The following is a 13,929-nucleotide window of genomic DNA, read 5'->3' on the forward strand; positions in this document are numbered from 1 at the left end:
ACTCCAACAACCACCGCGCACAAGCCCTCACCGGCTGGCTAGACTTCTACAACCACCGACGCACTCACTCAGCACTCGGAGGACGACCACCCATCAGCAGATGTAACCAACCTGCTGGCTGAGTACACCTAGCGCCCAGCCACCACCGCCCGCGCCCTCACCGTGATCGCGGAGCCCAGGACCAAGGCGGCAGCGACGGCGGCCACCACCACGAGCACGGAAACGGACCACACCTCAGGCCGCAAACCAAAGCCGGAGAAGCCAAAGGCCTTCAGGGCAGCTGCGATGTTGGCGCAGACGGCCACGCTGGTCCAACCGAGGTACAGCCCCAAAGTCCCGTCCACCACCACAGCTTCGAGCCACGACGAAGCGCGGGTCCGGCTGTAACGAAGGAACGCCAGTACAAGGGTCACCAGCAGCGCCACGATCACCAGGACGCTGACAAAAAGCCACCCGGCCTGGACGGAAAGGATCCACGCGGCGTTCAGGATCATGGACGTGGCCACAATCCATCCCAGCGCCCTCTGCCGGGCGTTGGAACGCTGGGATGGCAGCCACTGAAACACCGTGTAGGCAACAAGCCCGGTGTACACCACCGACCAGATGGAGAAAGCTGGTGTGGCAGGTGCCAGGAGGGTGGAGTCGGCGGCCAGGGCACCGCCGGCGGCCTGTGCAATGGGCGTCCCACCGAAGACGCCGACGCCGATCATCGAGCCAACAATGCACACGATCAAACTGATCGTCACAGTGACTTGCCGCATAAGATCCGGGCTTCTGGTCGCCATCTGCTGGGCCTCTTTCGTTGTGGGATGTGCGGTGTCATGCATTCACGGGGTCCGTGACTTAGTATCAAATTGCTAGCGAAGCGAGCTTTACGCTTATCGAAGGAACATCGGATGGATTCTGAAGGCCACGCAAGGGGTTATTGGTACGGGAAAGACCCGGGGCAAAAGGCCCTCGCCATCGATGTCTTGAACGCGCTGAGGGACTATCGCACTTCAGAACAAGCCATGCGCCGCAGGACACGTTCCTCCATGGGCATGGGCGAGAAAGACTTGCTGGCACTGCGGTACCTCTTTGAGGCCGAAGCTGCGGGCAAGGTGATGAAGCCGAAGGACCTGGGGGACAAGCTCGGCATAACGTCGGCGTCCATGACCACTTTGATCGACCGGCTGGTGGAGTCGGGCCACATCCGCCGCGAGCCACACCCCACGGACCGACGGGCTTTGATCCTGAAGGCAACACCGGGGTCGGACCAGGAAGTACGGCACACCCTGGGCGGGATGCACCGCAGGATGCTGGATGCCGCTTCCGCGCTGAGCCCGGATGAGTCCCGTGTTGTGGTGGACTTCCTTCAGCACATGCGCGAGGCGATGGACACCATCGATGATGACTCTGCGGAGCCAACCCAGTCATGATGTGAGGCTCCAGTGCAGGATGAAGATGAGCGTCACCAGGAATCCTGAGCCGTAGTTGAGCCAGATGAACCGCCGCCATGCCGTGTTGGTGCGTGCCGCCGTCGTATCCGTCACGTTCCAGTAAGGCGCGCAGTTGACGATGTACGGGACGGCGATGATCACCGCGAGCGGCCCGGGCCACGGTGTTGCCAGCATCGCCAGGCCGGCGACCAGCCAAAGCACGACGGCGAGCCGCACCGTCCGGCGGGCACCGATCACTGTTGCTATGGAGCCGATTCCTGCCTGCCGGTCGGGTTCGATGTCCTGGACGGCGCCGAAGGCGTGCGCAGCCATTCCCCACAGGAAGAACGCGGCCAGCAGGATCAGGAGGCCCGGTGTCACATCCGCGCCTGCGATCGCCAAACCCACGACGGCGGGACTTACGAAGTGCGTACTGGAGGTCAGTGAGTCCAAGACCGGGCGTTCCTTGAAGCGGAGCCCTGCTACGGAATAAGCCACCACGGCGAACGCGCTCACCGCGAGGCTGAGCCATGCAGCCGGACCGCCGGCGAGGGCCAGCACCAAGAGGAACGGAACGTTGGTCAGCGCCGCGAGCAACAGCATGGGCCGGTGCAGGTGCGGTTGGAGCAGCGCGCCTTCGATGCCGCCCTTACGCGGATTCTTGAGGTCTGATTCGTAGTCGAAGACGTCGTTGATGCCGTACATGGCCAGGTTGTAGGGAATCAGGAAGTAGAACGTTCCCAGGATCAGGACCCAGTCGATTTCGCGGGTGGTGAGGAGCATGGCCGCCGCGAACGGGTAGGCGGTGTTGATCCAGCTGACGGGGCGGGATGCGAGTATCGCCTGTGGAACCAAGCCTTTGAGGTTGGATTTTGCCACCGCGTCCCGACGCCGGCTCAGCCACATCCACAAGCCGGGAAGTGCCACAACGCCCGCCAGCGGATAAGCGAAGTCCTCCAGCGGCGCCAGGCCAACGGTGAGGCCAAGGATGTGCGAGGAGTCGTAGTGGAAGAGTTCCATGCCGATCATGACGGAGTCGAACACCGCTGTGAGAACTGCGAGGGCCGCGAATGCCAGGCCAACCGCTTGCCAGTGCCGCCGGGACTCACCGGTGCGGGCCCCTTGGCGGGCAAAGACCACACCGGCCACAATTGCCGCGGCTACGAAGAGAAATGCGAGCCAAAGGTAGGTCATGCGTTCTCCCGTTCCCTCTGCCGACGCTTCCCCGGCGCCAGGGAAAGCAGCCTGCGGGCGCCCGTATACAGGACCATGGTGCACAGCGTCAGGAAGAGCAGGAACACGGGTTCCTCAAGGGGCAGCTCCGGGGCCAGCAGAATGCCCGTGGCGATGGTCCCTTCTCCGCGGAGGAAGATCCCCAGCCCGATTCCGGCCGCGTCCCAGCCGAGGAAGAACAAAACCCCGACGGCGGTCACGATCGCCGCTGCTTTCGCGTCATGCCAGAAAAACAGGCGGAATCTGTGATCCAGCAGCAGCATGCACGTGATGCCGAGCAGCAACGAGACCAGGTAGAGAACACCCATCAGCCAATCCTGCTGGCTACGGGCCTCACACTGACAGGGCCGGTGCTGTGGTCTCCGCGGATCCGCTTGAGGACCAGCTCGGCGCTGATCAGGCACATGGGCACACCCACGCCAGGAGCGGTTGTGGCGCCGGCGTAGTAGAGCCCCTGCACGCGCTTGGAGGCATTCTGGGCGCGGAACATGGCGCTTTGTCCCAGCGTGTGGGCCGGTCCGAGCATGCCGCCGCGCCATGAGTTGTAGTCCCGGGCGAAGTCGGCTGGTCCTATCGTCTGCCGGACCACGATCCGCTCGCGAAGGTCGGGGATGTTGGCCCATTCAGCGATTTGGTCGATGGCGGCCTCGGCAGTGCGTTCGATGAGGAAGTCACCCGTTCCGTCCGGGCCGCCGGCGCCCAGCGTGGGATCGGCCGGGACAGGGACCAGGACAAAGAGGTTCTCATGGTCCGCGGGGGCCACGCCTGGATCCGTTGCGCTGGGCTTGCACACGTAAATCGAGGCGGGATCGGGGATGCTGGTCTCTGCTCCAAAGATGGAAGCAAAGTTCGCCTCCCAGTCCCGGGTAAAGAACAAGGAATGGTGTGGAAGTTCAGGGAGCTTGCCTTTGACGCCCAGCATCACCAGGACTGCCCCCGGCCCACTGGTGCGCCGTTCCCACCACGAATTGGGGTAGCTGCGGTCCCTGACACCCAGCAGTTGTGTCTCGGTGTGGTGGAGGTCGGCGCCGGAGACCACCAGGTCTGCCACGCTGTAGTGCTCGTCGCCATGACTGTCCCGCCATGTCACGCCGGTGACCTCCCGGCTGTCCTTGCCGGTCAACCCGGCAGGAAGCTTCACGGCGTCGAAGCGACCCACCTTTTTGGTCCTGGTGGTGGCGCGCGTGGTGATCTTGAGGGCCTCGGCACCGGTGTGGATCCGCACCCCCGCTTCGACAGCCAGGGCCTCAAGCCGCCCCACGAGCTCCCGGAAGCCGCCCATCGGATACTGCACGCCGTCGCCGAGGTCCAGGGCACTCATCAAGTGGTACATCGCCGGGGCGTCGGACGGGCTGGTGCCAAGGAACACGGCCGGATACCCGAGCACCTGCCGCAGCACCGGATGCTGGAAGCGGTGGGCCACGTATTTGTCCAGGGGCGTCAGGAGAAGCTGCGCGAGCTTTGGCAGGCTCCGCAGCACTTCGGGCTGGAGCAGGCCATGGAGTTTGGTGAAAGGGTTGTAGAGGAAAAAGCGCTCGGCCATTTCCGTGGTGTGCCGCGCCGATGCCAGGTACGTGGCGAGGACCTTGGCGCTGCCGGGCTCAACCCTCTCGAACGTCTCCAAAACCTGTTCGCTGCCCAAGGGGACGGTCAGGGGATCCGGCCGCCCGCCGTCGTGGTTTGGTTCGCTGAAGATGCGGTACGCGGGGCTGAGCGTTCGGAGATCCAACTGTTCCGCGGTGCTGGTGCCCAGGAGCTCGAAGAAGTGGTCGAAGACGCCGGGCATGAGGTACCAGGAGGGGCCTGTGTCGAAGCGGAAGCCGTCCCGTTCCAAGCTCCCGGCCCGGCCACCTACCTGGCTGCGTTGCTCCAGGAGCTGTACCTCGTGGCCTTCGTGGGCGAGGAGTGCGGCGGTGGCAAGCCCAGCAATGCCACCGCCGATCACTACTGTCCGTGTCATCGGTGCAACTCCATCCAGGTTGAGGCGACTGCCCGGGCGGCGAGGCCGGCTTTCACGGCATCCGGGACGCGGACCCGTGAGCGGTAGAGCTCGTCCACGGTGGTGTGCTCGATCCTGTCCGTCAGGGCAGCAAAGAGGGAAAGGGCGCTGCGGACGGCGGCCCGGGCGTCACGGGGCAGCAACGGGATGACGGCGTTGGCATCGGCCAGTTGTGCACGGATGGTACGGACCCAGTCCATCCTGTCGTGGTCCTCCAAATGCTCTGACGTGCCCAGGTAACTGCGCCCGAGGCGGGTGGTGTCATCGGCCAGGTCGCGAAGGAAATTGATGTTCTGGAACGCGGCCCCCAACCTGCTTGCGCCATGTTGCAGAGCCGCGGCGTCGCCGTCGTCGATGTTTTCATCCCGCATGAACACGCGCAGGCACATCAGCCCCACCACCTCTGCCGAGCCGTGGACGTAGCCCTGGTGGGCGGTGGCATCGAAGCGCAGGGGAGCGGCCGGTGCGGCCGTGCGCCCGCCGAGGTCAGTTCGCATGGAGTCGAAGAACGGATCGATGAGGGATTCATCAATCCGGGCCGCCCGGGCAGTTTGCGCGAAGGCGTGGATGATGAGGTCGCTGCTGTAGCCGAGTTTCACGGCACGATGGGTTTCCTCCACAAAGTGCGCCAGGGCATCGCATTGTTCCTTGTAGCTGAGCCCGGCCTCAGCGGTAACGCCGTCCACGAGCTCGTCCGCTACACGCACCAAAGCGTAGATATTCCGGACGTGTTGCCGGTGCCGTGGTCCCAGCAGCTTGCACGCCAGGCCGAAGGAGGTGGAGTAGGCCGCAATGACCTGGTTGGCGGCCCGTTCGGCAGTCCGGGTGAAATGTATGAAAGAGGTGTCCGTGGCAACGCTCATGACTGCCGTCCTTCCAGTTGGCCGGCGAGGTCCAGCAACACAGTGCAAACAGCCGACGGGATGGTGCTGGTCAACAGGTCATTGAAGGCCTGCAGCTGTTGCTCGATGAGTCCGTTGACGAAAGTCTCCGCGCCGCAGTCCGCCAAATGTCGGCGAACGTACTCGCATTCCGCGCCGTTGAGTTCGGGCCTGCCGAAGAAGGGCTCAATGTCCTGCCATGCCCCGGTGGTGCGGGCGTGGGCGATGATGGCGGTTTCCTTGCCCTCCCGCAGATCCGAAAAGGGATCCTTGCCGTGCCGGCGGGGATCCCCGAACGTGGACAGGAGGTCGTCCTGGAGTTGGAAGGCCAGTCCCAAATGGCGGCCGGCGGTGGCGAGCGCATTTTCGACGGCGAAATCGGCACCTGCCAGCGCAGCAGCAGCCCGCAGGGGAAGTTCGAAAGTGTAGGTGGCGGTTTTGTAGCCGCACATCACGAGGATGGTTTCGAGGTGGGGATCGATGATGCCGTCGCCGAGGCCAACGTCCAACTGCTCCCCGGCAACAGTTTCGTTGATGGTGTGTTCCAGGAGATCCAGCAGCCGCAGCCGAAGCTCGTGCGGGAGGTCAGCCCTGGCGAAGGCCTGGTGGGTGGCGGCGAGGAGCATGTCGCCCATGAGGATGCCGCCGGTTTGGGCCCAGTGCAGGTCGCTGCCTGCGCGGGCGCCTTCAGCGGTGTTGTTCCGGGGTAGGGCCTGGGCCTCCGCGAGGAGGGAACCGATGAGGTTGGGGTGCCCGCGCCGGACGAGGTCGCCGTCGATCACGTCGTCGTGGAGCAGGAAAGAGTAGTGGAGGAGCTCGATCGCCGCAGCGATGCTGATCGCGGTTTCGCGGTGGCCCGTGGCGTGCGGGCTGGTTTCGCGGTGGTCCTGTTCGGGTTGGTTTGTCCCGCGTTGCCGGAGGGCATCGTAGGTTTCCATCAGCAGAAGGGGGCGGACAAATTTTCCGCCAAGGACGTTATGGCCGGCGAGTTCCCACAGCCTGGTGAAGTTGGGGCCATAGGCAGTGGCGGCGCTGGCCCGCTTGCCAATGAGTCCGCTCAGCTCGTTTTCGATCGCCGTGCAGAGGTCGGTGCGGCTGCGTAAGGCGCCGGAGGTGACGGTCATGCTTTTGCTCCGCTCCCGGGTTGGAGTACCCGCGCCTCGAGGAGTTGTGGGAACTGGAGGCCCAGCCAGGGACTGAAGGCGGCGGGAGTGCGCTCCAGGGAACTGGCCAGCACCGCGGGCGACATCCACGCCCAATCAGCCACTTCGGAGGGGTTTGGGGTCAAGCTGCCACTGATTCTGGCCGTGTAGACCGGGCAGATCTCGTTCTCCACAACTCCGGTGGGGTCAACGGCCCTGTAGCGGAAGTCGGGAAGGGCCATTTCGATCCTGTTGGCGTCCACGCCCAGTTCGAATTGGGCCCGGCGAGCCACTGCGTCCACGGGATCTTCTCCCGGTCCAGGGTGTCCGCAGAAACTGTTGGTCCAGACGCCGGGCCAGGTCTTCTTCTCGGGGGAGCGGCGGGTCAGCAGGACCTCGCCGTCGTCGTTGAGGAGGTAGCAGGAGAAGGCGAGGTGGAGTGGGGTTTCCCGCGTGTGCACCCCTTCTTTTGGCGCCTCACCGATGGGAGTGCCGTCGTCGTCAAGGAGGACAACCATCTCTGTCGCGTTCATACTGCGTCTTCCTCCTGCAACCTGGGCTTGTACAGCAAAGTCTTCAGTAACAGCCCGAATATTGCTAGACAGGCTAGAAGAAAGGCTACCATGTAGGAAGTTAGGTGTAACATACTCAACATGTCCAGACCTGAAGAAATGCCGAAGGAAGCCGGCTTCCCGGCGCCTGCCGGCATTTACCATTTGGACGCGAACGACCCCCGCCAGGAGCTGGTTGACCGCTCCCGCTTTTCCGACGCCGACGTCCAGCAAATCAGTGACCTCATGGCCGCACTGGGAAGACTCCGCGACGCCGAACAGCGCCTCACCGACGCCTCGCTCCGCTACATGAAACTTAATCAATCGGACATGCGGGCACTGCACTACCTGATTGTCTGCGCCAACCACGGCGCCATCGCCACACCCGGAGCCATAGCGGCCCACCTGAATATTTCGACGGCGTCAACCACCAAGCTGCTCGACCGGCTGGAACGCGCCGGCCACGTCACGCGGGACGCCCACCCCTCCGACCGCCGGGCCCTGGCCATCGCCATCACCCCCGAAACACACGAGGCCGCGATGCGGACCGTGGGCAAACAACAGGCCAGGCGGTTCCTGGCCGCCGCGCGACTGACTCCCGAGGAGCGTGGGGTTGTGATGCGCTTCCTGGATGATATGGCGCAGGAGATCGAGGTGGCCGACGAGGTCTGGGCCGCGACTCCCGGCTAGGGGATCCTGGGATTGAAGTCATAAGTGTGAGCCAGGTGACATTTTTCTCTGTAAGATTCGAGGCAAGGCCCTCACGAGGCGGGCCGGCAGTTGTCTGGCCTGGCCAGCGGGGGATACACAAAGGAATAATTGATGGCTCAAGAAGCGGGCTCTCTTTCACCGGATAACGACGCGGACGGCAGTAACCAGGACAGCTCTGGGGAGACGCCTTTCGCGGACGAAGTGACCATGCGTGCTCAGGTCCTGGACATCATCGAGTCCATCCTTGAGGACGCTGAACCGCGCAGCGAAGGGGCCCGGAACAAGCTCCGGGAGCTGCTCGATGCGCGCCCGGACGACCCCGAGGGCGCACTGCTGCAGCATCTGCTCCTCACCCGGAAAACAGCGCAACCTGCCACCAACGTCCCCGTTCACCTTGAACACGCCAGCCTGCACCTGGAATCGTCCGACGCCTCAAGGACCGTCCTGGTTCCCGTCAGCCACGACGTCCGGGCCGGGATCCAATCGATCCTCGCCGACAAACTCCTCCTGACTGCCTTCCAACCAGTCCACTCCCTTCCCAACGGCGAACCGATCGGCGTCGAAGCGTTGACCCGGTTCATCGGCGAAGACGGAGCGGGAGCCGATGTGTGGTTCAGCGAAGCAGCTGCGGCCGGACTCGGAACCGAGCTTGAGATAGCTGCTCTGCATTGCGCGCTGATGGCCGCACACGATGTCCCGGAAAACATGTTCGTTGCGCTGAACCTGACCCCCGCAACATCCCACGATCCACGGGTGCGGAACCTCCTGGCCGCAGCCGCCTTGGCTCCCGAGAGGATCATCGTTGAACTGACGGGCAGCCTGGAGTCCCTGACGGCCCATTCGGAGGCCGAAGGTCTCGACCAGCTGCGGGCCCTGGGGCTCCGCATAGCGATCAGTGCCTCGGGCGCTGCCATGGTTTCGCTGGACACCATCGAGCAATTGCGGCCGGACATCATCAAACTGGACCGCCACCTGATCGAAGGAATTGCCGGCAACGACGGCCAGAAACTCCGCGCCCGGGCCATTGTGGAGCTGGCGCGCGAGATCGGCGCGGACGTACACGCACAGGGCATCGAAACCGCGGAAGAGCTACAGGAAGTGACGGCCTTGAAGGTCACGGCTGCGCAGGGATACCTGCTGGGCCGCCCCTCGGTGCACCCGCTGGATTGGTCTGCGTGGAGTGTCCGCGCGCAAACGGAACCACAACGTGCGGGCTAGAACGCGGGTTCAGTCAGTCATGTGGCGGGGATCGTTGCCGATATAGCTGCCGGGCGGCATGGCCGCACCGAAAACCGGGCCCGGCTGTGGGCGCTTGGGGTGCCTGTCGCCGTCGGCGTTCCGCTGGGTCAGCCGTCTCACAACCCAAGGGAAAAGGTGCTCCCTGGCCCAGACGATGTCATCAGCGCGCGCTTCACGCCAGCGGCGTTCCGGAAGCGGCCTCGGGGCCAGGGGTTCAAGGGAATGCGGCACGTTGAGCGTGTCGAGGACCATGATGGCGATTGTGTGCTGGCCAAGCGGAGAGAAATGAAGCCTGTCCGGATCCCACATCCGGGGATCGGTGAGTTGCCGCAAAGCCCAGAGGTCCGCGATCACGGCATCATGGCGGGCAGCAACCACGCGCATGTTTTCATTGAAGATTGCCACTTTGCCGCGGGTCCTGCCAAGAACGGGAGTGGCACCCCAATCCGGGCCGGTAAAGAGGACGATTGTTGCCCCTGTTGAGGCCAGTGTTTCCACGCCGTGGTCCAGTTCGAGCGCCAGTTTATCGGGATCGCTTCTGTGGAAGAGAAGGTCGTTGCCGCCGGCGTTGAGCGTGATGAGATCCGGTTTCAGATCCAGCGCCGGACCTACCTGCTCCGCCAAAATCTGATGAAGCACTTTTCCGCTGATCGCCAGGTTGGCGTACGCGAAATCCTCGTGGCCCGCGCTCAGTTCTTCGGCAACACGGTCCGCCCAGCCTCGGAGTCCGCCCGGGCTGCGGGGCTCGGGGTCGCCCAACCCTTCCGTGAAGGAGTCGCCCAATGCCACATAACGGCTCCACGGGTGCAGGCCTGGCCGGAAGCTACCGGAACCACCCTGCGCCGAACCGCTGGCATCAAAGGCGTTCATTCCTCCATGATGCGCCAATTGGGGGAACAACGGGCTGAAAGTGGGTTCTTTTGTGCAGCTCGCTGGCTCATGGCGAGAGCCTCCATTGGGTACGGTATCCCTATGGCTGCATCCCGGGAAAAACCTGACTCCGGCTCCACCCTGTTGACGGTCATCATCGCTTTCGCGGCGAACGCTTTGGTTGCTGCGGCCAAATCGGTGGCTGCGGCCCTCACGGGATCGGCATCAATGACCGCCGAGGCCGCACACTCCTGGGCGGACACCGGCAACCAGGTGTTCCTTTTCATGGCCGAACGCCGTTCCCAGCGTCCACGGGACAAGGGCCATCCCATGGGTTATGGCCGCGAAGCGTACGTCTGGTCCATGTTTGCCGCTTTCGGTCTATTCACCGCCGGAGCCGTGGTCTCCATCATGCACGGGATCCAGCAAATCCTTGAGCCGGAGCCGGCCTCGGACTTCCTGATCGCCTACATAGTGCTGGCGTTGGCCTTTGTGCTGGAAGGTTTCTCCTTCATCCAGGCTTTCCGCCAGACCCGAAGGGCGGCCAAGGAGCTGGAGCGGCGCACCTTGGAGCAGGTCCTCGTTAGCTCGGATCCCACACTGCGTGCTGTTTTTGCCGAGGATGCCGCAGCGCTGGTTGGCCTGGTGATTGCGTTTACTGGCGTGTTCCTGCATCAGGTCACGGGATCGCCGTTGCCGGACGCTGTGGGCTCGATCGTGGTCGGTGTCCTGCTGGCCGTGGTTGCCGTTGTGCTGATCGACCGCAACCGGCGGTTCCTGGTGGGCCAGGGAGTCACGCCGGACATCGAACGCTCCATGGGACGGCAACTGCTGGAACACCGGGACATCGCACGGCTTACTTACCTCCACCTGGAGTTCGTGGGCCCGCGCAAGCTCTATCTCGTGGCGGCGGTGGACCTGCAAGGCGACCACCCGGAACACGAGGTGGCCGTGGTGCTCCGGAGGATCGAGAGCGAACTGGAGGGCCATGAAACCGTTGAAGAAGCGGTGTTGACGCTGGCCACCCCGGACGAAGCCTCCCTGCAGTTGTAGGGCACCGGCTTAGCAGGCAGCAGCGCAACTACCGCGCGGTCTCCATCAGCCGCTGCATCTGCTCCCCGGCATCACTGCCCGGCGACGGCGTGTAAACCACGATGTGCAGGTCCGGCCGGTCCGAAGGCGACACTTGATGGTGCTCCAGTTGCAGCACCCCCACAGCCGGATGATGGAACAGCCGCTCGCGGGACTCGAAGCCAAGGATGTCGTAGCGGTCCCAGCTTTCCTGGAATTCGGGGCTGGCTTCCTTGAGCCGTTCCACTTGGTACGCCACATCCGGATCACCCAGGCGCTGACCCGTCTCGGCCCGGAATTCGGCCAAAAACCTCTTGCTGGTGACGTCCCAGTCCGGGAGCAGGTCCCGGACATAGGGGTCGGTGAAGACGAGCCACAAAAGGTTCCTGTCGGCGGCGTCGAACGTTCCTATGTTTGGGTACAGCGCCTCATAGGCGCGGTTCCAACCGGCCACGCCCCAATCCGGGGAGAGCGCGTACGAGGGGTTGGGATCCAGGGCATCCAGCAGGCGCTGCACATGGGCCGGCGCGTCGGCCGCGACCGGCCCCTTGGGCACCGCGGAGGCGTAGCCGCCCAAGGAGAGCACATAGCCCAGGCCGGTATCCGAGAGATGCAGGGCGCGCGCGATGGATTCAAGGACCTGCCGTGAAGGACTGATGTCGCGGCCTTGTTCGAGCCAGGTGTACCAGGTGACGCTGACCCCGGAGAGGAAGGCGATCTCTTCCCGGCGAAGTCCGCGTTCGCGGGACCGCCCTACTGGCGGGAGTCCATAGTCGGAGCGGAGGGCCTGGTTTCGGCGGGTCCTGAGATACAGCCCCAGTTCCTTGCGTCTCTCATCTTTCACGATGACAACACTATTACTCTGGTACTTTCACTACTAGTAGCAGCACCGTCTTCCGGAGATCCTGAAAGAGCAGCAGGATGGTACCCATGCCTGTACTCCGTTCTAAAACAGTTACCCACGGCCGCAACATGGCCGGCGCCCGCGCACTGCTGCGCGCTTCCGGCGTCGCCAACGAGGACATCGGCAAGCCGATCATCGCCGTGGCCAACTCCTTCACCGAGTTCGTCCCCGGCCACACCCACCTCGCCCCGGTGGGCAGGATCGTCTCCGACGCGATCCTCGCCGCCGGCGCCGTGCCGCGCGAGTTCAACACCATCGCCGTTGACGACGGCATCGCCATGGGCCACTCCGGCATGCTGTACTCCCTGCCGTCGCGCGACTTGATTGCCGACTCCGTTGAATACATGGTCAACGCACACTGTGCCGACGCGTTGGTCTGCATCTCCAACTGCGACAAGATCACCCCGGGCATGCTCATGGCCGCGCTGCGCCTGAACATCCCCGTGGTGTTTGTCTCCGGCGGTCCCATGGAAGCCGGACGAGTGACGCTGAGCGACGGTTCCGTGCGCTCGCTGGACCTGGTGAACGCGATTGCCGACGCCGTGGACGAGTCCATTTCCGACGAGGACATCAACCTCATCGAAGAGAACGCCTGCCCCACCTGCGGTTCGTGCTCGGGCATGTTCACCGCAAACTCCATGAACTGCCTGGCCGAGGCAATCGGCCTGGCGTTGCCGGGCAACGGCTCCGTGCTCGCCACCCACACCGCCCGCAAGGCGCTGTACGAGAAGGCTGGTGCCACCGTCGTCGAGCTCGTCAAGCGCTATTACAACGGCGACGACGACTCGGTACTGCCGCGCTCCATCGCCACCAAAGAGGCCTTCGACAACGCCATGGCCCTGGACATCTCCATGGGTGGCTCCACCAACACCATCCTGCACCTGCTGGCCGCAGCCCAGGAAGCGGGCGTGGAGTACGGCCTGGCCGAGATGGACGCCAAGTCCCGCCAGGTGCCATGCCTTGCGAAGGTGGCACCGAACGTAGCCGGGAACAAGACCTATTACATGGAGGACGTGCACCGCGCCGGCGGCATCCCCGCGCTGCTCGGTGAGCTGAACCGCGGCGGACTCCTGCACAAGAACGTCCACTCCGTGCACTCCACTGACCTGGACGGCTGGCTGGACGACTGGGACATCCGCGGCGGCAAGGCCACCGAGGAAGCACAGGCTCTGTGGCACGCGGCCCCCGGCGGCGTCCGGTCCTCCACCGCGTTCTCGCAGTCGAACGTGTGGACCTCCCTGGACACCGACGCGGAGGGTGGCTGCATCCGCTCCGTGGAGCACGCCTTCTCCAAGGACGGCGGCCTGGCCGTGCTGCGCGGCAACGTGGCAGTGGACGGCGCCGTGGTGAAGACTGCCGGTGTGGACGAGTCCATCTGGATCTTCGAAGGCCCCGCCGTTGTGTGCGAATCGCAGGACGAAGCCGTGGAAAAGATCCTGAACAAGTCCGTCAAGGAAGGCGACGTGGTGGTCATCCGCTACGAAGGCCCCCGTGGCGGTCCGGGCATGCAGGAAATGCTCTACCCGACGTCCTTCCTCAAAGGCCGCGGCCTGGGCAAGAAGTGCGCCCTCATCACCGACGGTCGTTTCTCCGGCGGCACGTCCGGCTTGTCCATCGGGCACATCTCCCCGGAGGCTGCCTCCGGCGGTGCCATCGCCCTGGTTGAAGACGGCGACATCATCAGCATCGACATCACCCAGCGCTCCCTGCAGTTGCAGGTCCCCGATGAGATCCTCGAAGAACGCCGCGAAAAGCTGCTGGTCAACGGCGGTTACAAGCCGAAGGACCGGGACCGGCAGGTCTCCCCGGCCCTCCGCGCCTACGCCGCCATGGCCCTCTCCGCTGACAAGGGCGCCGTCCGCGACGTCTCGCTGATCGAGAACCTCTAAGCGGGAACCTCTAAGCGGGAA

General features: G+C 64.2%; 15 protein-coding genes. 6 read left to right on the top strand and 9 right to left on the bottom strand.

The window, feature by feature from the left end; translation table 11 throughout:
* A partial coding sequence (locus PJL15_RS07080) for an integrase core domain-containing protein (protein ID WP_281450021.1) occupies positions 1–122 on the top strand: 122 nt, incomplete at its 5' end.
* Between the two features lie 6 nt (positions 123–128).
* Here the strand turns inward: PJL15_RS07080 and PJL15_RS07085 are convergent.
* Entirely contained in the window at positions 129–746 is a 618-nt protein-coding gene (locus PJL15_RS07085; protein ID WP_281450479.1) for a TspO/MBR family protein, read from the bottom strand.
* Positions 747–896: 150 nt separating this feature from the next.
* Here PJL15_RS07085 and PJL15_RS07090 point away from each other — a divergent pair, with 150 nt between their 5' ends.
* Entirely contained in the window at positions 897–1,418 is a 522-nt protein-coding gene (locus tag PJL15_RS07090) for a MarR family winged helix-turn-helix transcriptional regulator (protein ID WP_281450480.1), read from the top strand.
* Here the strand turns inward: PJL15_RS07090 and PJL15_RS07095 are convergent.
* The 6 genes from PJL15_RS07095 to idi are packed head-to-tail and all read right to left on the bottom strand — an operon-like array spanning position 1,413 to position 7,206.
* On the bottom strand, positions 1,413–2,612 hold the full coding sequence (locus PJL15_RS07095) for a prenyltransferase (protein WP_281450481.1): 1,200 nt from the start codon (positions 2,610–2,612) through the stop codon (positions 1,413–1,415). The genes PJL15_RS07090 and PJL15_RS07095 overlap by 6 nt on opposite strands.
* Positions 2,609–2,959, bottom strand: a complete 351-nt coding sequence (locus PJL15_RS07100; RefSeq protein WP_281450482.1) for a lycopene cyclase domain-containing protein — start codon at positions 2,957–2,959, stop codon at positions 2,609–2,611. The genes PJL15_RS07095 and PJL15_RS07100 overlap by 4 nt, the downstream gene beginning before the upstream one ends.
* On the bottom strand, positions 2,959–4,611 hold the full coding sequence (gene crtI, locus PJL15_RS07105) for a phytoene desaturase family protein (protein ID WP_281450483.1): 1,653 nt from the start codon (positions 4,609–4,611) through the stop codon (positions 2,959–2,961). The genes PJL15_RS07100 and crtI overlap by 1 nt, the downstream gene beginning before the upstream one ends.
* Positions 4,608–5,513, bottom strand: a complete 906-nt coding sequence (locus PJL15_RS07110) for a phytoene/squalene synthase family protein (RefSeq protein ID WP_281450484.1) — start codon at positions 5,511–5,513, stop codon at positions 4,608–4,610. Before PJL15_RS07110 ends, crtI begins: the two co-directional genes overlap by 4 nt.
* Complete coding sequence (locus PJL15_RS07115) at positions 5,510–6,655, bottom strand: polyprenyl synthetase family protein (RefSeq protein WP_281450485.1); 1,146 nt, start codon at positions 6,653–6,655, stop codon at positions 5,510–5,512. The genes PJL15_RS07110 and PJL15_RS07115 overlap by 4 nt, the downstream gene beginning before the upstream one ends.
* The gene (gene idi, locus PJL15_RS07120; RefSeq protein ID WP_281450486.1) at positions 6,652–7,206 is read right to left on the bottom strand and encodes an isopentenyl-diphosphate Delta-isomerase; all 555 of its coding nucleotides are present in this window, start codon (positions 7,204–7,206) and stop codon (positions 6,652–6,654) included. Before idi ends, PJL15_RS07115 begins: the two co-directional genes overlap by 4 nt.
* Before the next feature lie 120 nt (positions 7,207–7,326).
* Between idi and PJL15_RS07125 the strand changes: the two genes are divergently transcribed.
* The gene (locus PJL15_RS07125; RefSeq protein WP_281450487.1) at positions 7,327–7,914 is read left to right on the top strand and encodes a MarR family winged helix-turn-helix transcriptional regulator; all 588 of its coding nucleotides are present in this window, start codon (positions 7,327–7,329) and stop codon (positions 7,912–7,914) included.
* A gap of 132 nt (positions 7,915–8,046) precedes the next feature.
* Positions 8,047–9,153 (top strand): EAL domain-containing protein, encoded by a 1,107-nt coding sequence (locus PJL15_RS07130; protein WP_281450488.1) that lies wholly within the window; start codon positions 8,047–8,049, stop codon positions 9,151–9,153.
* A 9-nt stretch (positions 9,154–9,162) separates the two neighbouring features.
* On the opposite strand, the gene PJL15_RS07135 is transcribed toward PJL15_RS07130, so the two are convergent.
* Positions 9,163–10,044, bottom strand: a complete 882-nt coding sequence (locus tag PJL15_RS07135) for an SGNH/GDSL hydrolase family protein (RefSeq protein WP_281450489.1) — start codon at positions 10,042–10,044, stop codon at positions 9,163–9,165.
* A gap of 102 nt (positions 10,045–10,146) precedes the next feature.
* Here PJL15_RS07135 and PJL15_RS07140 point away from each other — a divergent pair, with 102 nt between their 5' ends.
* Positions 10,147–11,097: a cation diffusion facilitator family transporter gene (locus tag PJL15_RS07140; RefSeq protein ID WP_281450490.1), complete on the top strand. Its 951-nt coding sequence runs from the start codon at positions 10,147–10,149 to the stop codon at positions 11,095–11,097.
* A 28-nt stretch (positions 11,098–11,125) separates the two neighbouring features.
* On the opposite strand, the gene PJL15_RS07145 is transcribed toward PJL15_RS07140, so the two are convergent.
* Positions 11,126–11,959: a helix-turn-helix transcriptional regulator gene (locus PJL15_RS07145; RefSeq protein ID WP_281450491.1), complete on the bottom strand. Its 834-nt coding sequence runs from the start codon at positions 11,957–11,959 to the stop codon at positions 11,126–11,128.
* Between the two features lie 86 nt (positions 11,960–12,045).
* Between PJL15_RS07145 and ilvD the strand changes: the two genes are divergently transcribed.
* On the top strand, positions 12,046–13,908 hold the full coding sequence (gene ilvD / locus PJL15_RS07150) for a dihydroxy-acid dehydratase (protein WP_281450492.1): 1,863 nt from the start codon (positions 12,046–12,048) through the stop codon (positions 13,906–13,908).
* Positions 13,909–13,929: the final 21 nt, after the last annotated feature.

The organism is Paenarthrobacter nitroguajacolicus, assembly GCF_029952445.1.
In the GTDB taxonomy this organism is placed as follows: domain Bacteria; phylum Actinomycetota; class Actinomycetes; order Actinomycetales; family Micrococcaceae; genus Arthrobacter; species Arthrobacter nitroguajacolicus_B.